Genomic DNA, 22,477 nt, shown 5'->3' with positions numbered 1-22,477 from the left:
GGTCAGATACGCAGGCGGGGGTCCAGCGCGTCGCGCAGGGCGTCGCCCAGCAGGTTGAAGGTGAGCACCACCACAAAGATCGCGACACAGGGCAGCACCGCGATATGGGGCGCGAAGAACAGGAAGTTGCGGCCATCGGCGGCCATGGCACCCAGTTCGGGCACCGGCGGCTGGGCGCCCAGGCCCAGAAAGGACAGCGCCGAGCCGAGCAGGATCACCTGCCCGAAGCGCAGCGTCGCGAAAACAAAAATCGGCGACAGGCAGTTGGGCGCCACATGGCGGAAGATCAGGCGGGCGTCGCCCATGCCAGTGGCGCGCGCGGCCTCGATGTAATCCATCCGCATCACCACCAGCGCCGCGCCCCGCACGATGCGCGCCATCAGCGGCACGGTGGCGACAGAAAGCGCCAGCACCACCGCGGGGATGCCAGGGCCGAAGATGGCGGCGATGGCCAGGCCGAACAAAATGGCCGGAAAGGACAGCAGCACATCCATCAGCCGCATCAGCAGCCCGTCCACGCGACGGTAGAAGGCGGCGATAAAGCCGATCGCGGCGCCAACGGTGCCGCCCAGCAGCACGGAGGCCAGCCCCATCACCAGCGTCACCCGCAGCCCGAACAGCATGCGCGTGACCATGTCCCGCCCCTGGCTGTCGGCGCCGAGCGGCAGGCCCTCCGTTCCGGGCACCGCCATGGCGCTGGACAGGTTGTTGTCATACGGGTCGGTCGGCGCCAGCCAGGGCGCGAGCACCGCCGCCAGCACCAGCAGCACCGCGACCGCGAAGGCGAAGGCGGCGACAGGCTCGCGCAGCAGCCGCCTCAGCGTGCCTGGACGGCGCGGCGCGGAAGGCGCGACGGGCGTGGCCGCCGCGGCGGCCGCGGAGTTCAGGCTCGCCACGCTCACGCCCCCCGCATGCGCGGATCGAGCGCCACATACAGCACATCGACCACGAGATTGATCAGGATGAAGCCCAGCGACAGCACGATGATGGTGCCCTGCGCCATCGGGAAGTCGGATGACAGGATCGCACCCACGGCCAGACGCCCGACGCCCGGCCAGGAGAACACCGTTTCCGTCACCACCGCGCCACCCAGCAGAAAGCCGATCTGCAACCCGATCAGGGTCACCACCGGGATCAGCGCGTTGCGCAGCGCGTGGCGCAGCACAACGGCCCGCTCGGTCAGGCCCTTGGCACGGGCGGTGCGCACATGCTCCGCCCCCAGCACCTCCAGCACGGCGGTGCGCGTCATGCGGGCCACCGGCGCGATGAAGACACCACCCAGCGTCAGCGCCGGCAGCGCCACCGCCTGCCACCCTTCAATGGTCCAGAGCGGCCCGGCGCGCCCGGTGAAAGGCAGCAACTGCCACCGGAAGCCGACGAACCAGATCAGCACCAGCCCCAGAAAGAACACTGGCACGGAGCCGCCCGCCACCGACAGTGCCGTAACGAAGCGGTCCAGCACCGAGCCGCGAAAATAGGCCGCCACGGTGCCGAGGGCGATGCCGATCGGGATCGACCAGAACAGCGATGCGAACATCAGCTCCAGCGTCGGCCCGATGGTGGCGCCGAGTTCCTGCGTCACCGCGACGTTGTTGATGATCGACACGCCGAGATCGCCCTGCAGCAGCCGCCAGAGATAGGTGCCGAACTGCACCCAGAGCGGCTCGTCCAGGCCGAGGTCGCGGCGGATCGCCTCCACCACGTCGGGCGTGGCCGTCGGGCCGGCGCGTACGATGGCGGGATCGGTCGGCACCACCTGCATCAACAGGAAGCCGATCAGCAACACGCCCAGCATCACCGGAACGGTCAGCAGCAGCCGCTGCACGACGTGGCGCAGCATGGCGTCAGTCCGCCGCGCCGGCCAGGGCCGCGGCCTCGCCATGCCGGTCGAAGATGGCGCGGCCGGACCGGAAAGTCAGGTCGGCCTCGGTCGACAGGATCTCCTCCGGCGCCGCGTCGAAGAAGTCCTTCGACATGACGGTGATGTCGGCCAGCATCCCTGGCTCAAGCGTGCCGCGCGCATCCTCGGCGAATTGCGAATACGCGCCGCACCAGGTGTAGCAATGCACCGCTTCCTGGGACGTCAGCGTTTCCCCGGCCCCAAGCACCGTGCCCTTCGACGTTTTGCGCGTCACCATGGTGTAGAGGTTCGGGAACGGGTCCACCGAGCAGACCGGGCTGTCGGTGGAGGCCGCCGGATGATGCCCTTCATGCAGCCAGGTGCGCATCGGATAGGACGCCTCGGCCCGCGCCTTGCCGAGATTGGTGACGTAAAGGTCGCCGAACTCCCAGAGAAAGGAAGGCTGCGGCACGGGAATGATGCCGTGCCGCAGCATGCGCGCGCGCTGGCCGGCGGTCAGGAAGCCGCAATGCTCGATGCGGTGGCGCCGGCCCTTGATCGGGTGCTCGGCGCTGTCGGCCTTTTCCATGCCGCTCAGCACCTGCTCGATCGCGGCATCGCCGATGGCGTGGATGTCGAGCTGCCAGCCCTGGGCGTGGTATCGGGCCAGCATCTCGTGCTGTGCGGCGTCGGGAAAGCAGAAGATGCCCGTGCCGCCGCCGGCGCTTTCCAGATAGGGATCGAAGAAGGCGGCGGTCAGCCCGCCGGCCGAGCCATCGGCAAAGGTCTTCACCGCGCCCCACGCCAGCATTTCCTCCGCCGCCGCGCCATTGGCGATATTGGGCCGCAGCCCGGCTTCCCAGGCCTCGGCGGCGATGCCCTCCGGGTTGCCGGCCAGCACCTGCCACATGCGCTGAATCAGCCGCCCCTCGGCGGCGGCGCGGCGATAGGCGCCGATTTCCGCCATGCCCGCCGTCATGCCGACATTCATGTCGCTGGCCGAGGCGAATCCAAAGGCGGCGAGGTTGCGCCCGGCAGCCTCGATGGCATCCACCATCTGCGACTCAGAAGGCGGCGGGATGACGTCCTTCAGGAGCCGCATGGCGCGTTCCTGGAACAGGCCGGTCAGCCTGCCATCCCTGCGCTCGATGGCGCCGCCCTCGGGATCGGGAGTGTTGTGGCCGACGCCCGCCAGCTTCATCGCCGCGCTGTTGGCCACCGCCACATGGCCGCAGGTGCGCACGATCAGCACCGGGTGGTCCGGCACCGCGGCGTCGATCTCCCAGGCCAGCGGGTGGCGGCGGATGTCCAGCTCGCCATGGTCGTAGCCACGGCCGAGGATCCACTGCCCCTTCGGCGTGGTGGACGCCGCCGTCTTCAGGCGCCGCAGTACCTCGTCCAGCGTCCTGACCTCCTCGGCGCGGAGGTTCACCTGCGCCAGCCCCAGCCCATAGGACAGGAGGTGCATATGCGCTTCGTTCAGCGCCGGCATGGCCACGCGCCCGCCGAGGTCGATGCGACGCGTCGCGGGACCGGCGGCTTCGGCCACCTCCGCCTCGTCGCCAATGATCAGGATGCGGCCATCCTTGATGGCGGCCGCCTCGGCGAAGCCGCCTGCGAGGCCGCGGAAAACGCGGCCGCCGGCGATCAGCAGGTCGGCGCTCATGCGCGCCAGTCCGGCTTGCTGTTCTCGATCAGTTGCAGCGCGGAGCCCCAGGCCCATTCGCTGTGCGACAACGACCTTTGGGGATCGCCATTGAACTGCGCGGCGGTCTTGAGGCGCACTTCCTCCGGCGGCAGCACCAGCTCGGCCCCGCCCGACAGCGCCGCGACCTGCGCCTGGCAAGCGCGCTCCAGATAATAGATCAGGTTGAACGCCTCGGGGATGGAGCGCCCGGCGACCAGCAGGCCATGGTTGCGCAGGATCATCGCCTTATGGCTGCCGAGATCGGCCACCAGCCGCTCGCGCTCGTCGAGGTCGAGCGCCACGCCCTCATAGCCGTGATAGGCGATATGGCCGTAGAATTTCAGCGCGTGCTGGCTGATCGGCAGCAATCCGTGCTTCTGAGCCGACACGGCGATGCCGGCGGCGGTGTGGGTATGCACCACGCAGAAGGCGTCCTCCCGCGCCATGTGAAGCGCGGAATGGATGGTGAAGCCGGCGGCGTTCACCTTCTTCGATTCCGCCCCTTCCTCGACGATGTTGCCGTCGAGGTCGATCTTCACCAGATCGCTGGCGCGCATCTGGTCGAACAGAACGCCATACTTGTTGATCAGGAAATGATGCTCGGGGCCCGGCACCCGCGCGCTGATATGGGTGTAGATGAAATCCGTCATGCGGAAATGCGCGACCAGGCGGTACAGCGCCGCGAGGTCGCAGCGGATGCGCCATTCTTCCTCGGAACAGGACATTCGCGGCGGGGTGGTGGCGACGTTCATCTGCATGACTCTCCGGAACCGTGACAGCGATGTCATCAGTCGCGGGGGGCGGCGTCAATCCGGCGATTGCATCATGCAGTGCAACATAAGCCCGTCCTGCCACCAGCATGGACAGGCGTCGGGACGGGCGCCGCCGGAACGGGCAATCCTCACGCCGCGGCGGCCGCGTCCTCGATCACCGGCACCGCCGCATCCGCGTCCCAGCCGAGGGTGACCGCCAAACCCTCCCGTGGCGCCACGGGCGCGTTCCACGCCGGCATGGCGACGCGCAGCGGGCCAAGGTCGCGCGTTTCCACCATCAGGGTGAAGGCGGCGCCGCCATAGGACCAGGACACCAGCCGCCCCGCGACGCTGTTCGCCGCCCGGTCGCCCTCGGCCAGCAGCCGGACCTTTTCCGGCCGCAGCGACAACAGCGCTGCGCTTCCGGGCGGCAACGGCACCGCCGCCCGCAGCAAGGTTTCGCCGGCCTGCACCCTGCCATCCGCGGTGACGACGCCGCGCAGGAAATTGGAGGTGCCAAGGAAATCCGCGACGAAGCGGGTGCGCGGCGCCTCATACAGCTCGGAAGGGGCGCCCTGCTGCACCACGCGGCCATTGTTCAGGATGGCGATCCGGTCCGACAGGCTGAGCGCTTCCTCCTGGTCATGCGTGACGTTGACAAAGGTGCGGCCGATGCGGCGATGCAGCGCCTTCAACTCCTCCTGCAGCTCGGCGCGCAGCTTCTTGTCAAGCGCCGACAAGGGCTCGTCGAGCAGCAGCAGCGCCGGATCGAACACCAGGGCGCGTGCCAGCGCCACGCGCTGCTGCTGGCCGCCGGAAAGCTGCGCCGGGCGGCGGTCGGCAAAGGCCGAAAGCTGCACCAGGTCAAGCGCGGCGCGCACCTTGCGCTGCTGCTCGGCACGGTTCATGCGCCGCACCCGCAGCGGAAAGGCGATGTTTTCCGCCACCGTCATGTGCGGAAACAGCGCATAGCCCTGGAACACCATGCCGAATTGCCGCTTCTCCGGCGGCAGGCCTGTGATGTCGCGCCCATCCAGCAGCACGGCGCCGGCGGAAGGCTCCACGAAGCCCGCGATGATCATCAGCAGCGTCGTCTTGCCCGAGCCCGAGGGGCCGAGCAGGGTCAGGAAGGCCCCGCGCTCCACCGAAAGATCGACGCCCTCCACCGCCGTGAAGCCGCCATAGCGCTTGCCCACGCCAACCAGGCTGAGCGCATGTCCCGTCACGCCACTCACCGGATCAGCTCCGGTAGTCCGGCTGCTCGCGGTCCATCTTGCGCTTCAGCGCCTGCCAGGGCAGCCAGCCTTTCACCGGGCTGTCGGCGGATTGCGCGCGCACGCGCTGCACCACCTCCGGCGGCGGCATGGAAAGCCCCGCGCCCGTCGACTGCGCCGCCACCTGGATGCGGCAAGATTGTTCCAGGTAATACATCCAGTAGAACGCCTCGCCCACGGTGCGGCCGATGGTCAGCAGCCCATGGTTGCGCATGATCATGCAGGGCCTGTCGCCAAGATCGGCGACGATGCGCTCGCGCTCGGACAAATTGTCATCCGCCGCGACGCCTTCATAGTCGTGCATGGCCACGCGGTCATGCAGTTCCATGTTCATCTGGTTCAGCGGCAGCAGCCCGCCGGCCTGCGCGGCCACCGTCATGCCGGCCAGGGTGTGGGTGTGCATGACGCATTGCGCCCGCTCCACCGCGCGGTGCACGGCGGAATGGATCACGAAGCCGGCCGGGTTCACCGGCCAGTCGGTCTCTTGCAGCGGCTCGCCCTCGGCATCCACCGCCACGAGGGAGGAGGCGGTGATCTCCTCGAACAACAGGCCGTAGGGATTGACCAGGAAGCGGTGCCCCTCCCCCGGGATGCGCACCGACAGGTGGGTGTAGACCAGGTCGGTCATGCCGAAATGCGCCAGCAGCCGGTAGGCGCAGGCGAGGTCCTCGCGCAGTTCCCGCTCGGTCGGCCGATGATCCGGATCGGGGCGCACAGGGGGTGGGGGCAGCGGCATCAGTAACCTCGGATCGGGTCGTAGCGGTTCGGCAGCGGCCGGCCCGCCTCGAAATCGGCGATGACGCCGGCGACATACCCGGCCCGCCCCTGCCGGCTGGCCTCGGACGCCACATGCGGCGTCACGATCACCTTGGGGTGCGACCAGAGCGGGCTGGCGGCCGGCAGCGGCTCCTCCTCGAAGACATCGAGCACGGCGCCGCCAAGATGCCCCGAATCGAGGGCCGCCAGCAAATCCGCCACCACCAGATGCGAGCCGCGCCCGGCATTCACCACGTCCGCGCCCGGTGGCAGCTTCGCCAGCAGGCGGCCATCGATCAGCCCGGCGGTTTCCGGGGTGGAGGGCAGCAGGCAGACCAGGATGTCCGTGCCGGCCAGGAACTCCGCCAGTTCGTCAGCGCCGGCATAGCTGACGACGCCCGGCAGGTTCTTGCGGGAGCGCGACCAGCCGCGCACCGGGAAGCCCAGCCCCTGCAGCATCGCCGCCGCGCGACTGCCCAGATTGCCCAACCCCATGATGCCGACGCGGCGCTCCGTGGCGGCGAAGGGGTTGGCCTTGTGCCGCCACTCGGCGGCAGCCTGTCCCAGCGCGAAGTGCCGCGTTTCGCGCAGAAGGGACAGGCAGGCCCAGGCGATGTATTCGCCCATGCGCTGGTCCGTTTCCGGCCCGCCCATGCGGATCAGCGGCAGGTGTCGCGGCCAGCCGGGATCACGGGTGATGTGCTCCACCCCCGCGCCGGAGGAGAACACCATCTTCAGGTTGGGCAGCGAGGCCAGCCAGCCGGGGCGCGGGTCCCACACCAACGCGTAATCCACCGCCTCGGGCGCCACGCCCTCATCTTCCCACCAATGCACGGAGATGCGCGGATCCGCCTTGCGGAAGCATTCCTGCCATTCCGCCACGGCCCCGCGGCCACCCGACTTCACCAGAAGCTTCACCACCTTGCCGCCTGCCCCTCGCCGGTTCCGGTGGCCGCAGCCTCACCTGCCGCGCCGACTTCGTCCAGGGCGCCGCGGCGCCGAATTCACCGGCGCCGGGCGATGCCTGGTGGGAATGCGCCAGCCGGCCGGTCAGGTTGCGCAGGGCATGGGCACGCGGCAGCCGATGCGGCGCCACGCAGCCTGTCCAAGCGGGTCGGGGGAACAGCCTCCTGTTCCACCCGGCTCCCCGCGCCTCCATCCCCTCCGGGGCGGGAAGGTCAGGCCGCCTGCAGCGCCTCGGCCGGGCCGAAGAACTCGTAATGGAGTTGGTCGGCGGCCAGCCCCGCCGCCTGAAGGCCGGGCACGAAATAACCCAGGAAGGGACGCGGGCCGCAAAGATGGATGTCGGCCTCGCGCGCCGGCGTCTCGGACAGCAGCCAGGCGAGGGAGGGGCGACCGGCCAGGTCGAAATCCTCGCCGAACCGGTCCTGCGGCCTCGGCACCTCGTAGAAGGTGGTGACGCGCAGGCCTGGGTGGCGCGCCGCCAGCTCCCGCAATCGGGCGCCGAAGGCATGGGTGGTGCCGTCCAGCGTGCCATGCACCCAATGCAGCTCGGCCTCGGGCCGGCGGGCCAGCAGGTCCTCCAGCATGCTCAACAGCGGGGTCTGGCCGACGCCGCCCGAGAGCAGCACGATAGGCCGGCCACTTTCCCGCAGCATGAAATCGCCGGCCGGCGCCGCCACGCGCAGCCGCGTTCCCGCCACCGCGTGGTCGTGCAGCCAGCAGGAAGCGAGCCCGTCCCGCCGGACCGAGATGCGGTAGTCCGCATCATCCGGCGCCGAGGAGATGCTGTAGTTGCGCCGCATCGGCGGCTGCCCGGCGATGGTGAGTTCCAGCCCCAGATATTCGCCGGGGCGGTGCCGCATCACCTTGCCGCCATCGGCGGGCCGCAGCAGGAAGGAGGTGATCACCGCGCTTTCGGCGACGCGCTCGGCCACCACGAAGTCACGCCAGCCCTTCCAGCCGCCAGGGGCCGCTTCATGGGCCTGGTAGATCTCGGCTTCCCGGCCGATCAGCAGATGCGCCAGGAACCAATAGGCCTCGCCCCAGGCGGCCAGGATCTCCGGCGTCGCCGCCTCCCCCAACACTTCCCCAATGGCGCCGAGCAGCGCGGTCGCCACCGATTCGTAGTGCTCCGGCTGGATGTCGAGCGAGACATGCTTCTGCGCGATCAGCTCCACCGCACCGGCCAGGGCCGGCAGGTTGTCGATGTTGCGCGCATAGGCCAGCACCGCCCCCGCCAGGGCGCGCGGCTGCTTGTCCGAGGCGCCCTGGTGCGACTGGTTGAACAGGCCACGGATCGCCGGGTCCTGGAACAGCCGCGCATACATGGCGCGGGTGATGTCGAGGCCGTGCGCCTCAAGGGCGGGAACAGTTGCCTTGATGATCTGGATGGTGGCGTCGCTGAGCGGAGCTGGCATCGCACGTCCTACCTAAAGATGCATAAACTATGCACCTTATAGGACCTGCTGAATTGAAGGTGCAAGTGCTATATACCTTTATTATGCGCCTGACCCTTCACACGGATTACGCCCTGCGCACCCTGATCTTCGTCGGGCTGCGCAGCGGGCGCCTCGCCTCCATCGCGGAGATCGCGGCGGCCTTCCGCATTTCGGAGAACCATCTGACCAAGGTGGTGCACGGGCTGGGCCGCGCGGGCTTCCTGGACACGGTGCGCGGGCGCGGCGGCGGGCTGCGGCTGGCGCGCCCGCCTGAGGCCATCCGGGTGGGCGATGTGGTGCGCGCGACGGAGGAGGATCTGGCGCTGGTGGCCTGTTTCGCCGGCGCGGACGGCCTGCCATCCGGCGGCCCCTGCCTGATCGCCGGCCATTGCCGGCTGCAATCCGCGCTGGCGGAGGCGCTGGCGGCCTTCATGGCCGTGCTGGACGGCGTCACGCTGGCCGAGTTGCTGGCCCCGCGCCAGGAGGCGCTGAGGGCCCTTCTGGGGCTGGAAGCGCCCCCGCCCCCACTGCCTCAGGTCAGCAGGGCGTAGAACATCCGCACCGCGGTGATCGCCAGGAACAGGGCGAAGGCCCGCTTCAGCATCAGCGGCGGGATGGTGTGCGCCAGATGCACGCCCCAGGGCGTCGCCAGGATCGAGCTGGGCACGATCAGCGCGAAGCCGATCAGGTTGATGTAGCCCACCGAGAAGGGCGGCAGCAGCGGGTTGCCCCAGCCGCCCCAGATGAAGCCCACCGTGGCCGGGATGGAGATGATCAGCCCGAAGACCGAGGCGGTCGCCACGGCGGAGCGGATCGGCGTGCCGAACATCGACAGGATCGGCACGCCCACCGTGCCGCCGCCGATGCCCATCATAGCCGAAACGGTGCCGATGAAGCCGCCGATGCCCCACAGGCCGGGGCCGCGCGGCGTCTGGTCGCGCAGTTTGAAGTCCACCCCGGTGAAGCCCATGTTGAGCGCCACCAGCAGGGCGATCACGGCGAACACGCCGGAAAGGGCGTCGCCATGCAGCCAGATCGCCAGGATCGTTCCCAGCGCGACGCCCAGGATCATCGACGGCCAGATCGCCCGCAGCAGCCCCATGTCGATGGCGCCCTTGGCATGGTGCTTGCGCGCCGAGACGATGGAGGTCGGGATGATGGTGGCCAGGCTGGTGCCGACGGCGAGCTTCATCTGCACCGCCTCCGGGATGCCGAGCAGCGGAAAGACGTTGAACAGCACCGGCACGATGACGATGCCGCCGCCGACGCCGAGCAGCCCGGCCAGCGTGCCGGACAGCAGGCCGGTCACGGCCATGGCGAAGGCCAGCACCGCGAGCCAATAGGGATCAGTCATATGTTCCATGCGGGTGTTGACCTTGGCGTTCAGGGACGTTGCGGGCAGTGTGCTTACACCGCCGCCAAGGTCGCGTCAGCCCGTGCCACCCCATTCCCCCTGGTCCGACTACCTCATCACCGATCCGTGGTTCTATGCCCTGGCCGTGCCGGCGCTGCTGATCACGGGCATCAGCAAGGGCGGCTTCGCCTCGGGCGGCGGCAATCTCTCGGTTCCCGCCATGGCGCTGCTGATCCCGGCGCCGCAGGCCGCCGCCATCGCCCTGCCGATTCTCTGCGCCATGGACATCGCCGGGTTGCGGGCCTGGTGGGGCCGCTGGAACAGGCGAGAGATGCGGGTGATCCTGCCGGGCGGGCTGTTTGGCATCCTGATCGGCGCCTTCGCCTTCGGGGTGATGACGGATCAGGCCATCAAGCTGATGGTGGGCGGCATCGCGCTGGCCTTTCTGGCGCGTTCGCTATGGCTCGGGCGGCATGGGGCGTCCCCGGCCCCGGCGGCGCACAGCGCGGCGCGCGGCGGCTTCTGGTCCGCAGTGTCCGGCTTCACCTCCACCATCGCCCATGCCGGCGGGCCGCCGCTGGCTGTTTATCTGTATCCCCTGCGGATGGAGCGGGCGCAGCTCGCCGCCACCACCGTCGTGTTCTTCGGCACGGTGAATTACGTGAAGCTGCTGCCTTATGCGCTGCTGGGTCAGCTCAGCCTGTCCAACCTGCTGACCAGCCTGGTGCTGCTGCCCCTGGCGCCGGTCGGGGTGCGGCTCGGCGTCTGGATGCAGCGGCGCATCTCCGACCGTTTGTTCTATCGCGTCATCTATGTCCTTCTTGGCGCCACCGGCCTGAAGCTGGTGGCCGATGGCCTTGGTTTGTGAGCACCCTCATGTCCGACACACCCTTTCTTGGCGTCCTCGGCGGCATGGGTCCGCTGGCCAGCGCGCAGTTCATGCTGCGGCTGACCCTGCTGACCCCTGCCGCGCGCGACCAGGATCACCTTCCCGCCCTGCTCTGGTCCGACCCTCGCGTGCCGGACCGCACCGCCGCCCGCCTCGGCGGCGGCGAGGACCCGCTGCCCTGGCTGGTGCGCGGCATCCGCGGGCTGGAGGCCGCCGGCTGCGGCGCCATCGCCATTCCCTGCAACACCGCCCATGGCTGGTTCGACGGCATGGCGGCGGCGACCTCGCTGCCGATCCTGCACATCGTCGATGCCGCCGCCGAGGACCTCCTGCGGCAGGGCATCGCAGGGGGCCGCATTGGCGTCATGGGCACCGCCGGCACCCTCGCGATGCGGCTCTACCAGGAGCGGCTGGACCAGCGCGGCTATGAGTGCATCGTCCCCGACCCGGCGGAAATGGAGGCGCTGGTTTCCCCCGGCATCGCCTTGGTGAAGGCCAATCGCGTGGCCGAGGCCTATGCGCCGCTGGCCGAGGCGGCCCGCAACCTCCGGAACCGGGGCGCCGCGGCCGTGGTGCTGGGCTGCACGGAGATCCCGCTCGGCATCCAGGCCGGGCCGCAGGCCGAGATCGGCCTGCCGCTGGTGGACACCATCGACGCGCTGGCGCTGGCCGCGCTGCGCTGGGCGGGGCGCTAGGCCGGATCAGCCGTGGGCGGCGGCGCCCCTTCCAGCAGCGCCATCGCTTCCGACGCGCCCATGGTCCGCGCGGCATCCAGCGCCGTCCTGCCAACAGCGTCGCGTGCCCAGGCATTGGCGCCGCGCGCCAGCAGAAGCTGCATGATCTCCACCCGGTTGAACATGGCGGCGGTCATGAAGGCGGTGCGGCCATCCGCCCCGGCGGCATCGACCTGCGCGCCATGTTGCAGCAGCAGTTCCACCACGGCGAGGTCGCCCTTGAAGGCGGCGCCCGCCACCGGCGTCTGGCCGCGATCGTTCAGCCGGTTCGGGTCCGCGCCATGCTCCAGCAACACGCGCACCGCATCGGGCCGGCCATGATAGGCGGCCAGCATCAGCAGCGTGTCGCCCTTGTCGTTGCTCATGTTGGGCGGCAGGCCCTGGCCCAGCCATTCCGCCAGCGCCCCGGCATTGCCGGCACGCGCGGCGTCGAAGACGCGGCCAGCAAAGGCGATCACCGCATCCCGTGATGGCTCGGTGTCGGGATGTTCAGTCATGCGGGCGGCTCCAAGGCTGGCGATGCATATCGGGTGCCGACCATATGGGAGCTTCGGCCGCCGAGGCCAGCCTTGCCCTGGACAAGCGCAGGAACTGGCGCGAGCCTGACAGGCTGAATCATCGCCGCCATTTCCGGCGGCGGCGCGGAGGTCACGGGCTGCGTGCCGTGTCCGGAGGAAAGGAGATCCTGGTGAAGCCCTTGCATCTGCAAAGCCCAGGCCGGGGCGCCCCCGGAACCGCCCCCAGGAATGGTTCCGGTATGGCCCGCCAGGATTGGGCGGCATGAGCGGCTGGCGATCCCGCGCCGGTTCGCCCTTCACGCGGGAAAAGCAGCCGGCCCTGGCCAGCAGGGGGATGGTGGTCACCAACCACCCCGTGGCTTCCTCCGCCGGGGCGGAGATGCTGCTGTCGGGCGGCAACGCGATCGATGCTGCCATCGCGGCGCTGTTCACCCTGACGGTGGTGGAGCCGATGATGGTCGGCCCCCTGGGCGGCGGCGTGGCGCATATCCGGCTGGCCGATGGCCGCCACCTGGTGCTGGACGGGCTTTCCACCGCCCCCGCCGCGGCGCGGCCCGACATGTACCGGCCCATCTCCGACAGCCTGCCCGACTACCAGGAAACGGAAGGGCTGGAAAACAAGGTCGGCGTTCTTGCCATGGGCGTGCCGGGCGCGCTGGCCGGCTGGTGCAAGGCGCTGGCCGAACACGGCACAATGCCGCTCGGCGAGGTGCTGCGGCCGGCCATCCGCGCCGCCGCCGACGGCTTTCGCGTCACCCCCTATCTGCGCGGTGCCGTGATCGACGCGGCGGAGGATCTTTCGCGTGACCCGGGCCTCGCCGCCACCTTCCTGCCCGGCGGCGCGGCGCCCGAGGCCGGCACCCTGCTGAAGCAGCCGGCCCTGGCCGAGTCGCTGCGGCTGATCGCCGCCGAGGGGCCGAAGGCGCTTTATGGCGGGGAGATCGGCCGCGCGCTGGCGGCGCACATGGCGGCCAGCGGCGGCCTGATCACCATCGCGGACCTGGAAACCTACGGCGTGGCCGGGCGGGAGCCGGTCATCGGCCATTACCGCGGCTTCGAGGTGCTGGCGCCGCCGCCGCCTTCCTCCTCCGGCGTCCACATGACGCAGATGCTGAACCTGCTGGAAGAATATGACCTGGCGGCGCTTGGCTCCGGCAGCGCCGACACCATCCACCTGCTGGCAGAGGCCCTGAAGATGGGCTTCGCGGACCGGGCCGTGGCGACCGCCGATCCGGCCTTCGTCAAGGTGCCGGTGGCGCGGCTCACCTCAAAGGACTACGCGGCCGAGCGCCGAGCGCTGCTGCGGCGCGACCGGGCGCGGGACTGGGCACCCGGCATCCCGCAGGCCGAGAGCGCCAACACCACCCATGTCACGGTGGCCGATTCGTCCGGCAACATCGTCGCCACCACGCAAACCATCAACAGCCTGTTCGGCGCCCGCTTCTCCATTCCCGGCACCGGGCTGATCGCCAACAACTACATGTTCAACTTCGACCCACATCCGGGCCAGGCGCTGTCTGTGGCGCCGGGCAAGCGGGTCTTCACCTCCATGGCGCCGACCATTGTGCGCAAGGATGGCAAGCCGGTCTTTGCCCTTGGCTTGCCGGGTGGCCTGCGCATCTTCGGCTCGGCCATGCAGGCGGTGATCAACCTGATCGACCACGGCATGGAATTGCAGGACGCCGTCGAGGCGCCGCGCATCTGGACCCAGGGTCACACGCTGGAACTGGAGCCAACCGTGGCGGCCGATGTGGCCGAGCGCCTCGCCGCGCTCGGCCATCAGGTGCAGCGCGTGAAGCATATCGGGGGCGGCATGGCCGCGGTGCGGTTCCGCGACGATGGCATGCTGGAAGGCGCCGCCTGCTGGCGGGCCGATGGAACGCCGGTCGGCATCTCGGGTGGCCTGGCGCGGCCGGATGTGCGCTTTAATCCGGAGGTGGGGCGGCGCTGAACGGCGCTGCCCCTGGCCCGGCGGACATGCCGCCGGGCGGGAGCCTCAGATGCGGCGATCGGAGGGCAGCGTGCCGGGCGCGTCGGCGATGCCCCCGCTGGTGCTGGGACCCGGGGTCGCGACCGTGGTCGTGCCCGGGGGGGTACCCAGGGGGGTGCCGGCCGTCGCGCCGGCGGTGGGCGGCAGGTTCGGGTCGCCGGTCCGCTCCTCCTCGTAGCCGCGCCAGCCGCTGGCCCGCAGGCTGGCCTCGCGCTCGGTGATGTTCACCGGGTTGTGACGGTTCAGGATACCGACGACCTCGGCCTCGCGGGCTTCGTCGGTTTGCACCGTCACCATGCTGCCGCCGCGGCGCATCCCCTCGGCATAGACATGGGCTTCCGACTCGCTGACACCGGCGCCTGTCAGGCTGCCTACCAGCCCGCCGGCGGCGGCACCGGCACCCGCGCCGGTCAGCGCGGCGACCAGGGCGCCAGCGGCGACCACCGGCCCGATCCCGGGAATGGCAAGTGCACCAAGCCCCGCCGCCAGACCTGCGCCGCCACCCACCAGGGTGCCGATCGTCGCGCCGATCCCGGCACCGGAGGAGGTGGATTCAGTAGTGTCGTGCCCTCGCACGGGGTCCTGGGTGTCGCCATTGCTGGCGACGATGCCGATGTCGTCATGCGAGAAGCCGGCGGCCTCCAGGTCGCGCAGCGCCGCCAGGGCGTGCTCGCGGGTGTCGAAAAGCCGGGTTACAGTTTTACGGGCCATGGGACGTCACCTTTCTGTTTGGGGAAGCGAGCGAGCCTGCGGGCTCAGCGCGGGGTGCCGCTGCCGGTCACCACCTGGCCCTGGAAATCCAGGCCCACATCGGCCTGCTGGCCGTTGCGCATGGCACGGCCGCGCCAGACCCCCTGCTCGTCCTTCCGCAGTTCCTGCACGTCGGTGTAGCCGGCCGCCTCGATGCGGCTGCGCGCCTGGCCTTCGGTGAAGCTGTTGGCGCCGGCGGCGGGCGTCGTGGTGGTGGGCGGATTGTTGGTGCCCGGCGCCGCGGCTCCCCCGGTTGTCGAGCCGCTGTCGCCGGAAGTGGTGCCGCTGGTCGCGCCGGGCGCCGTGGTCCCGCCCGTAGTGGGGCCGGGCGTCCCCTGCTGCATCGTGGTTCCGCCACCGCGCGGCGCGGTCGGCGAACCCGCCGTTCCGGATGGCTGCTGGGCCGGCTGATTCTGCGCCAGGGCAAAGGGTGCGGCGAGCAAGCTGGCGGCGAGTGCCAGGGCCGTGGTCTTCGTACGCATGAATGGCTTCCCTGTTCTGTGGCCGGCGGCTCATTGGCCGCCTTCTGCAGGGATAACGGCGCAGGCGCCGTATGTTTTCCGCCGGATGCGCAGGGAAGCTGGGCGAAAAGCCTTCTCACCGGCTGCCGGGAAGCACCGGGAACGCATAAAAAAAGCCGCCCCCGGCAGGGAGCGGCCACTCAGGTCATGAAGCGGAACGGGAAGGCGTCAGGGGCACTCGCAGCCATCGGTGGGGCCGGTTTCGCCCCGCACCACATGGTGGTCGATCCATTCCGACACCAGCCGCCGCGCCTCGCTGACCGAGGCCTCAGGGTGGTGAATGCGATACAGGGCCGTGCAGGCGCGGAAGGAAGATAGGTCGTCATTCCCCGTTTCCCGCAGCTCCCGGTATGCCGTCACCACCGCCCGCTCGCAGCGGCGAGTGATGTGGCTCACATCATGACCCATTCGCATTCTCCCGAAGTTGCGAGCTATTTGAGAATCGATCGCAACTCATCCCGCGCTCTTTTATAGGCTCGTTCAATAGTTTCCTTCAAGGCCGTCTATCATCGGGCCTCGCCGGATGCCGATCACGCCGACGCCACCGCCTCCGCCAGCGCGCGGCCCACATCCTCGGTTCCGGCTTGGCCGCCCATGTCGCGGGTGCGCGGCCCGCCTTCGGCCAGCAGCTTCTCGATGCAGCCGACAATGCAATCCGCCGCTTCCTTTTCTCCAAGGTGCTCCAGCATCATGGCGCCGGACCAGATCTGGCCGATCGGGTTGCAGATGTGCTTGCCGGCGATGTCGGGCGCGGAGCCATGCACCGGCTCGAACATCGAGGGATGCGCCTTCTCCGGGTTGATGTTGGCCGAGGGCGCGATGCCGATCGAGCCCGCCACGGCCGGGCCGAGGTCTGACAGGATGTCGCCGAACAGGTTGGAGCCGACCACCACGTCGAACCAGTCCGGATGCTGCACGAAATGGGCGCACAGGATGTCGATATGGAACTGGTCGGTCGTGATACCGGGATAGTTCTTCGCCATCTCGGCGAAGCGCTCGTCCCAGTAGGGCATGGTGTGGATGATGCCGTTGGACTTGGTGGCGCTGGTCACCTTCTTGCGCGGCCGGGTCTGCGCCAGCTCGAAGGCGTATTTCAGCACGCGGTCCACGCCCTTGCGGGTGAAGACGGAATCCTGCGTCACGAATTCGCGCTCGGTGCCGGCGAACATCTTGCCGCCCGAGGAAGAATACTCCCCTTCGGTGTTCTCGCGCACCACGTAGAAATCGATCTCGGCCGGGGTGCGGTTGGCGAGCGGGGTCTTGGCGCCCGGCATCAGCTTGCAAGGGCGCAGGCTGATATACTGGTCGAACTCCCGCCGGATCGGGATCAACAGGCCCCACAGCGACACATGGTCCGGAACGCCGGGCCAGCCCACCGCGCCCAGGAACACGCTGTCGCTGTCCCGTAGCTGGTCGATGCCATCCTCCGGCATCATCCGGCCGGTCTTGCTGTAGGTCTCGCAGGACCAGTCATAGTGCTTCAGCTTGAGGTCGAAGCCGAAGCGGCGAGCGGCGGCATCCAGCACGCGCAGCCCTTCCGGCGTGGTTTCCTTGCCGATGCCGTCGCCGGGCACCACGGCGATCTTGTAGGAACGGGACATGCGCTTCCTCCGAGGCAAATCTTGGGCGCGGAGGGTGGCCTCAGCCCGTCGCGGCGGCAAGAGGGTGAAGGGCGATTAGCGGGCGAAGGGCGCTTCAGGCCCAGCCGCGCCCGCGGATCTCGGCCGCGACCCGCGCCGCCTCGTCGAGCGGCGTGCGGACGAAGGGCGTGGGAGACAGGAAAGGCCGCGCCTGCCCCGCCTCATAAAGGCTGCGCCATAGCCGGGCATGGCGCGGAGCTTCCGTGGTTTCGGCAATGAAAACGGCGGCCGTGGTGGCCAGGGCCTCGCTGATCATGGAAACGGAGTCGCCGGTCACCACCACGGCATCCGCCCAGGCCAGGTAGCCGGCATAGGGATTCGGCCCCGGATGGTCCCAGCCATGCCGGTGATGCGGCAGGCTGGCCAGCGCCGCCTCTACCGCGGCCGCGGCCGCGGCGCCGCTGCGGCGCGAGGTGGTGGCCATGACGCCGCCGCCGAAGCCGGCCGCGAGGCGCGCCAGCTCGGCCGCGACCTGAGGGTCCAGCCCCTCCCCCCGCACCGCGCCACCCAGCAGCAGGGCCACGCGCGGAGATGGCAGGGCACCGAGCTCCGCCGCCCATTCCGCGCGAGCCGCCGCGAGGCGCGGCGCGCTCATCCGGTGCGCGGCGCCAAGGATCGGAAACACGTTGCCCCGCTCCCGCGGCGCGTCGTGGCGGCCGATCACCAGCATGTCGAAATCCCGCTCGCAAAGCCCGGGCCGCATCGCATGCACGGTGCGGGCGCCGCGGCGCCGCAGCCAGCGCGCCACCGGCGCGGCCCGCCGCCCGGCCGAGATCACCAGCTCCGGCTTTCCGGGAAGGGCCAGGAGGCCGTCGCGGGTGGCGGGGGTCAGCCCCGCCAGCGTCGCCCAGGGCCAGGGCAGGCGGGCCAGTTCGCCCCATTCCAGCGGCACGGTGCGGAAGGGCCGCTCCAGCCGCTCGGCGATGCCAAGGGCCTGGGCGGCGGTGCCGGCGCGCGGATCGGCCAGCACCCAGATGCCCTGGGCGGCACTTGCCATCTCCGTCATGGACGCCACGCGCCCCGGGCTTTACGAACCGGTGCAAAAGGAGCCACTGCCATGCCCTCGCCCCACCTGCCCGCCACCCATCTTTCCGACTGGGATCGTGACGCCGCGCTCACCACCGCCCGTATCCTGCTGGAGATCAAGGCCGTCAACTTCCGTCCGGAGGAGCCCTACACCTTCACCAGCGGCTGGAAGAGCCCGGTCTATATCGATTGCCGCAAGATCATCTACTTCCCGCGCGCCCGCACCCGGATCTGTGACCTGGCGGTGGAGAAGATCAACCGCCACATCGGCTACGAGACCATCGAGGCGGTGGCCGGCGGGGAAACGGCCGGCATCCCCTATGCCGCCTGGATCGCCGACCGCATGGGCGCGCCGATGGCCTATGTGCGCAAGAAGCCCAAGGGCTTCGGCCGGAACGCGCAGATCGAGGGCGACGTGCCTGAGGGCAAGCGCACCCTGCTGGTGGAGGATCTGACCACCGATGGCGGCAGCAAGATCCGCTTCGCCCAGGCGCTGCGCGACGCCGGCGCGGTCTGCGACGACACCTTCGTGGTGTTCTTCTACGGCGTCTTCCCTGGCGGCCAGGAAAAGCTGAAGGAGATCAACCTCAACCTCCTGCACCTCGCCACCTGGTGGGATGTGCTGGAGGTGTGCCGCGAGCGGCCCTACTTCTCCGAGGCCGCGCTCAAGGAAGTGCGCAAGTTCCTGGAAGATCCGGTGAGCTGGAGCCGCGTCCGCGGCGGCGTCGGCAGCCTGGAGGAAGCCGAGGCCTACAAGCTGAAGGCCGGCTGAAGGCTCGACCTTCCCGCGATGCATGGAATGGCGTCCCGCGGCGATGCGGCGGCGCCCTTCCCGTTCTCGGGAGGGGACGGGATGCGCCCCCCTGGCCAGAACAACCTGCCGTGGCATTTGCGCTACCGCAGCGCGGCATCCTTCTGCATCATCGGCCGATGCGACACCTCCTGGCCGCCCTTCTCCTTCTGCTGCCGCCGCTTGCTGCCACGGCGCAGCCATCGCGCGACAGCCTGACCATCGGCCTCAGCCAGTATCCCTCGAACTTCCATCCCAACATCGAGAACATGGCGGCCAAGGCCTACGCCCTCGGCTTCGCCCTGCATCCGGTGACGGCCTACGACGCGGAATGGAAGCAGGTCTGCATCGCCTGCACGCGCCTGCCCAGCCTTGAGAATGGCGATGCCACGCTGGAAACCACGCCGGATGGCAAGCCCGGCATCCGCGTCACCTGGCAATTGCGGCAGGACTGGAAATGGGGAGACGGCACGCCGGTCACGGCCGAGGATTTCCGCTTCGCCTGGGAAGCCGGCCGCGCCTTCGAGACCGGCTTCGGCCCGGCCGAGTTCTACCGCTCCGCCTATGCCTTCGAGAGCGGCGGGCCGCACAGCATCACCCTGCGCTTCGACAAGGTGACCTATGACTATGCCGGCCTCGGCCAGTTCCAGCCGCTGCCCGCGCGCATCGAGCGGCCGATCTGGGAAGCCGACAAGGCCGGATACCGTGTCCGCTCCGCCTATGAGACGGACACCACCAACCCCGCGCTCTACAACGGTCCTTACCGCATCGCGGCCGTGCAGCCCGGCGCCGGCGTGACGCTGGAGCGCAATCCGCACTGGAGCGGCCCGGCCCCCGCCTTCAACCGCATCCAGCTCCGCATGGTGGAGAACAGCGCGGCGCTGGAAGCGCAGCTGCTGTCCGGGCAGGTGGACATGATCGCCGGCGAGCTGGGCCTGCCGCTGGAGCAGGCCACGGCCTTGCAGCGCCGCACCGGCGACCGCTTCCGCTTCCACTACAATCCCGGCCTCACCTACGAGCACATCGACCTGAACCTGGAGAACCCGGTGCTGGCCGATCGCCGCGTGCGGCAGGCCCTGCTGCTGGCCGCCGACCGGGCGCAGATCGTGGCGCGGCTGTTCGGCGGGCGGCAGGAGGTGGCGCATGGCGGCATCCATCCGCGCGACGCCGGCTTTGATCCGGCCATCCCCCAATATCCCTTCGACCCCGCCCGCGCCCGCGCCCTGCTGGACGAGGCCGGCTGGAAGCCCGGCGCCGGAGGCATCCGCCGCAACGCCGATGGCGAGGCCCTGGCCTTCGACTTCATGACCACCGCCGGCAACCGCACCCGCGAACAGGTGCAGCAGATCCTAGCCGGCATGTGGAAGGCCGTCGGCGCCGAGGCGCGCATCCGCAACGAGCCGCCGCGCGTCTTCTTCGCCGAAACCGTCTCGAAGCGGCGCTATGGCGGGGCCGCGATGTTTGCCTGGATCAGCAGCCCGGAAAGCGTGCCGCGCACCACGCTCCACTCGGACGAGATCGCCACCGCCGCCCGCAACTGGTCGGGCCAGAACTACACCGGCTATCGCGATGCCGAGGTGGACAGGCTGATCGAGGCGCTGCCGCTGGAGCTTGACGCGGAAAAGCGCCTGCCGCTCTGGTCCGCCTTGCAGCGCCGCGTCGCCACTGACCTCCCGGCGCTGCCGCTTTGGCACCGCTCGGACGCGCATGTCTGGCCGCATTGGCTGGAAGGCGTCATGCCGACCGGGCACCAGAACTATTCCTCGCTCTGGGTGACGCAGTGGCGGGTGCGCTGAACCTGCTGCTGTGGCGGCTGCCGCAGATCGCCCTCACCCTGGTTCTGCTGTCGCTGGCCGCCTGGTTCGCCATCGGGCTGATGCCGGGTGATCCCGTGTCGCTGGCGATGATCTCCGACCCGCGCCTGACGCCGGCGGATATCGAGCGGCTGCGCGCCCTGCACGGCCTCGACCAGCCGCTGATCGAACGATACCTGGCCTGGGCCGGCGGGCTGCTGCGGGGCGAGTTCGGCTATTCCCGCCTGTTCGCGCAGCCGGTGTGGCGGGTGCTTTGGCCGGCCCTGCTCTCCACCCTGGCCCTGGTCGGCAGCGCGGTGCTGCTGGCGGCGACGCTCGGGGTGGCGCTGGGGGCCCTGGCGGCGCTGCGGCCGCGCGCCGCGCCCCTGGTCGATGCGGTGGCGCTGCTGGCCCAGGCGGTGCCGGCCTTCTGGCTGGGCATCCTGCTGATCATCCTGTTCGCGGTGAATCTCGGCTGGCTGCCGGCGGGCGGCGCGCCGGATGCCGGGCAATCGGCCCTGCCCTTCCTGGTGCTGCCGGTTGTCACCATCGCCTTCGGCCAGATGGCGGCCTATGCCCGCCATGCCGCCGCCGCGCTTTCGGCCGAGCTGTCCCGCCCGCACATCACCAGTGCCCGCGCGCGCGGCGCCGGGGAGCGGCGGCTGATCTGGCGCCACGCTTTGCCCAACGCCGCCGTGCCGCTGCTGACCCTGCTGGCCCTGGATGCCGGGTCGCTGGTGTCCGGCGCGCTGGTGACGGAAACGGTGTTCGCCCGCCCCGGCATGGGCAAGCTGCTTTATGATGCAGTGATGGGCAATGACTACAACCTTGCTTTGCTGGCGCTGCTGCTGGTGGCCCTGGTGACCATGCTGGCGACCTTGCTGGCGGATCTGGCGCAGCGCTGGATCGACCCGCGGCTCGGCGAGCGATGACGCGCCTTCGTCTTGGCCTGACCCTGCTGGCCCTGATGGCGCTGGCCGCCAGCGTGGCGCCCTGGGCCCAGCAATGGCTCGGCACCGATCCCTTCGCGCCCGACCTGTTCGCACGCTATGCCGAACCCTCCGCCGAACACCCGCTCGGTGCCGATGAGCTGGGGCGCGACCTGCTGCTGCGGCTGCTCTACGGCGCGCGCGTCTCGCTGGGGGTGGGGCTGGCGGCGGCGCTGGCCGCGTCGGTGCTGGGCACCGCCCTCGGCGTTCTGGCCGCGTGGAAGGGCGGCTGGGTGGATGCGGTGCTGATGCGGCTGGCCGACGGGCTGCTGGCCTTGCCGGCCCTGCCCATCCTGGTGCTGCTGGCGGCGATGGACCCGGCGAAGCTCGGCCTGCCGCGCGGCGATGCCATGGTGGACATGCTGCGCATCGTCGTCATCCTGGTGGTGTTCGGCTGGGTCGGCGTGGCGCGGCTGGCGCGCGCCGGGGCGCTGTCGCTGCTGGCCACCGATTATGTGCGGGCGGCGCGGGCGCTCGGCGTCACGGAAGCGCGGCTGCTGTGGCGGCATGTGCTGCCGGGCCTCGCCGCGCCAGTCGCGGTGGCCTGCGCGCTGGCCGTGGCGGGCGCCATCCTGACCGAAAGCGTGCTGAGCTTCCTGGGCCTTGGCATCCAGCCGCCGACGCCATCCTGGGGCAACATGCTGGCCAATGCGCAGGAAGCGGTGTTCGCGGCGCCCTTGGCGGCGTTGTGGCCCGGGCTCGCCATCCTCATCGCCATCGTCGGCTGCGCCCTGGTGGCGGATGGCGTGGCGCGGCGCGGCCAATGACCGCG

23 protein-coding genes are annotated in these 22,477 nt (G+C 70.0%); 8 read left to right on the top strand and 15 right to left on the bottom strand.

Annotation, left to right across the window (positions count from 1 at the left end; translation table 11 throughout):
- Positions 1-2 precede the first annotated feature (2 nt).
- From F0Q34_RS17805 to hmpA, 8 genes are all read right to left on the bottom strand, one after another.
- Positions 3-902 carry an ABC transporter permease gene (locus F0Q34_RS17805; protein ID WP_194163326.1) on the bottom strand — a complete coding sequence of 300 codons (900 nt, stop codon included), beginning with the start codon at positions 900-902 and terminating at the stop codon, positions 3-5.
- Positions 899-1,840 (bottom strand): ABC transporter permease, encoded by a 942-nt coding sequence (locus tag F0Q34_RS17800; protein ID WP_149813598.1) that lies wholly within the window; start codon positions 1,838-1,840, stop codon positions 899-901. The genes F0Q34_RS17805 and F0Q34_RS17800 overlap by 4 nt, the downstream gene beginning before the upstream one ends.
- Before the next feature lie 4 nt (positions 1,841-1,844).
- Positions 1,845-3,506, bottom strand: coding sequence for an amidohydrolase (locus F0Q34_RS17795; RefSeq protein WP_149813597.1), 1,662 nt, complete (start codon positions 3,504-3,506; stop codon positions 1,845-1,847).
- Positions 3,503-4,279, bottom strand: coding sequence for a class II aldolase/adducin family protein (locus F0Q34_RS17790; RefSeq protein ID WP_149813641.1), 777 nt, complete (start codon positions 4,277-4,279; stop codon positions 3,503-3,505). The genes F0Q34_RS17795 and F0Q34_RS17790 overlap by 4 nt, the downstream gene beginning before the upstream one ends.
- 149 nt (positions 4,280-4,428) lie before the next feature.
- A complete protein-coding gene (locus tag F0Q34_RS17785) occupies positions 4,429-5,505 on the bottom strand; it encodes an ABC transporter ATP-binding protein (RefSeq protein ID WP_306419399.1) in 1,077 nt (358 codons plus the stop codon).
- Between the two features lie 13 nt (positions 5,506-5,518).
- Positions 5,519-6,289, bottom strand: coding sequence for a class II aldolase/adducin family protein (locus F0Q34_RS17780; protein WP_149813595.1), 771 nt, complete (start codon positions 6,287-6,289; stop codon positions 5,519-5,521).
- Positions 6,289-7,227, bottom strand: a complete 939-nt coding sequence (locus F0Q34_RS17775; RefSeq protein ID WP_149813594.1) for a 2-hydroxyacid dehydrogenase — start codon at positions 7,225-7,227, stop codon at positions 6,289-6,291. The genes F0Q34_RS17780 and F0Q34_RS17775 overlap by 1 nt, the downstream gene beginning before the upstream one ends.
- 260 nt (positions 7,228-7,487) lie before the next feature.
- Positions 7,488-8,690 carry an NO-inducible flavohemoprotein gene (gene hmpA / locus F0Q34_RS17770; RefSeq protein ID WP_149813593.1) on the bottom strand — a complete coding sequence of 401 codons (1,203 nt, stop codon included), beginning with the start codon at positions 8,688-8,690 and terminating at the stop codon, positions 7,488-7,490.
- 83 nt (positions 8,691-8,773) lie between these two features.
- Between hmpA and F0Q34_RS17765 the strand changes: the two genes are divergently transcribed.
- Positions 8,774-9,262: an RrF2 family transcriptional regulator gene (locus F0Q34_RS17765; protein WP_149813592.1), complete on the top strand. Its 489-nt coding sequence runs from the start codon at positions 8,774-8,776 to the stop codon at positions 9,260-9,262.
- Here the strand turns inward: F0Q34_RS17765 and F0Q34_RS17760 are convergent.
- Complete coding sequence (locus F0Q34_RS17760; protein WP_149813591.1) at positions 9,244-10,065, bottom strand: sulfite exporter TauE/SafE family protein; 822 nt, start codon at positions 10,063-10,065, stop codon at positions 9,244-9,246. The two genes, F0Q34_RS17765 and F0Q34_RS17760, sit on opposite strands and share 19 nt — an antisense overlap.
- An 82-nt stretch (positions 10,066-10,147) precedes the next feature.
- Here F0Q34_RS17760 and F0Q34_RS17755 point away from each other — a divergent pair, with 82 nt between their 5' ends.
- Entirely contained in the window at positions 10,148-10,933 is a 786-nt protein-coding gene (locus F0Q34_RS17755; RefSeq protein WP_241665565.1) for a sulfite exporter TauE/SafE family protein, read from the top strand.
- 8 nt (positions 10,934-10,941) lie between these two features.
- Positions 10,942-11,649, top strand: a complete 708-nt coding sequence (cuyB, locus tag F0Q34_RS17750; protein ID WP_149813589.1) for a cysteate racemase — start codon at positions 10,942-10,944, stop codon at positions 11,647-11,649.
- On the opposite strand, the gene F0Q34_RS17745 is transcribed toward cuyB, so the two are convergent.
- On the bottom strand, positions 11,646-12,185 hold the full coding sequence (locus F0Q34_RS17745) for an ankyrin repeat domain-containing protein (RefSeq protein ID WP_149813588.1): 540 nt from the start codon (positions 12,183-12,185) through the stop codon (positions 11,646-11,648). The genes cuyB and F0Q34_RS17745 overlap by 4 nt on opposite strands.
- A gap of 283 nt (positions 12,186-12,468) precedes the next feature.
- On the opposite strand from F0Q34_RS17745, the gene ggt reads away from it, so the two are divergent.
- Positions 12,469-14,157, top strand: a complete 1,689-nt coding sequence (gene ggt / locus F0Q34_RS17740; RefSeq protein WP_149813587.1) for a gamma-glutamyltransferase — start codon at positions 12,469-12,471, stop codon at positions 14,155-14,157.
- A 45-nt stretch (positions 14,158-14,202) separates the two neighbouring features.
- On the opposite strand, the gene F0Q34_RS17735 is transcribed toward ggt, so the two are convergent.
- From F0Q34_RS17735 to F0Q34_RS17715, 5 genes are all read right to left on the bottom strand, one after another.
- Positions 14,203-14,907 carry a general stress protein gene (locus F0Q34_RS17735; RefSeq protein ID WP_194163325.1) on the bottom strand — a complete coding sequence of 235 codons (705 nt, stop codon included), beginning with the start codon at positions 14,905-14,907 and terminating at the stop codon, positions 14,203-14,205.
- A 44-nt stretch (positions 14,908-14,951) separates the two neighbouring features.
- On the bottom strand, positions 14,952-15,428 hold the full coding sequence (locus tag F0Q34_RS17730; protein WP_206668081.1) for a PepSY domain-containing protein: 477 nt from the start codon (positions 15,426-15,428) through the stop codon (positions 14,952-14,954).
- Between the two features lie 207 nt (positions 15,429-15,635).
- Positions 15,636-15,875, bottom strand: a complete 240-nt coding sequence (locus F0Q34_RS17725) for a hypothetical protein (RefSeq protein ID WP_149813586.1) — start codon at positions 15,873-15,875, stop codon at positions 15,636-15,638.
- A 122-nt stretch (positions 15,876-15,997) separates the two neighbouring features.
- Positions 15,998-17,068 (bottom strand): tartrate dehydrogenase, encoded by a 1,071-nt coding sequence (locus tag F0Q34_RS17720; RefSeq protein ID WP_149813585.1) that lies wholly within the window; start codon positions 17,066-17,068, stop codon positions 15,998-16,000.
- A gap of 94 nt (positions 17,069-17,162) precedes the next feature.
- Positions 17,163-18,113 (bottom strand): mitochondrial fission ELM1 family protein, encoded by a 951-nt coding sequence (locus F0Q34_RS17715; RefSeq protein ID WP_241665564.1) that lies wholly within the window; start codon positions 18,111-18,113, stop codon positions 17,163-17,165.
- A gap of 51 nt (positions 18,114-18,164) precedes the next feature.
- On the opposite strand from F0Q34_RS17715, the gene F0Q34_RS17710 reads away from it, so the two are divergent.
- From F0Q34_RS17710 to F0Q34_RS17695, 4 genes are all read left to right on the top strand, one after another.
- Positions 18,165-18,905: an orotate phosphoribosyltransferase gene (locus F0Q34_RS17710; protein WP_149813584.1), complete on the top strand. Its 741-nt coding sequence runs from the start codon at positions 18,165-18,167 to the stop codon at positions 18,903-18,905.
- A 158-nt stretch (positions 18,906-19,063) separates the two neighbouring features.
- Complete coding sequence (locus tag F0Q34_RS17705) at positions 19,064-20,719, top strand: peptide ABC transporter substrate-binding protein (RefSeq protein ID WP_149813583.1); 1,656 nt, start codon at positions 19,064-19,066, stop codon at positions 20,717-20,719.
- Positions 20,704-21,648: an ABC transporter permease gene (locus F0Q34_RS17700; protein ID WP_149813582.1), complete on the top strand. Its 945-nt coding sequence runs from the start codon at positions 20,704-20,706 to the stop codon at positions 21,646-21,648. The genes F0Q34_RS17705 and F0Q34_RS17700 overlap by 16 nt, the downstream gene beginning before the upstream one ends.
- Positions 21,645-22,472, top strand: coding sequence for an ABC transporter permease (locus tag F0Q34_RS17695; RefSeq protein ID WP_149813581.1), 828 nt, complete (start codon positions 21,645-21,647; stop codon positions 22,470-22,472). The genes F0Q34_RS17700 and F0Q34_RS17695 overlap by 4 nt, the downstream gene beginning before the upstream one ends.
- Positions 22,473-22,477 lie beyond the last annotated feature (5 nt).

This window comes from Teichococcus oryzae, from assembly GCF_008386565.1.
Classification (GTDB): Bacteria; Pseudomonadota; Alphaproteobacteria; order Acetobacterales; family Acetobacteraceae; genus Pseudoroseomonas; species Pseudoroseomonas oryzae.
The sequence above is the reverse complement of the archived record's forward strand: the minus strand, read 5'-3'. Positions and strand labels throughout refer to the sequence as shown.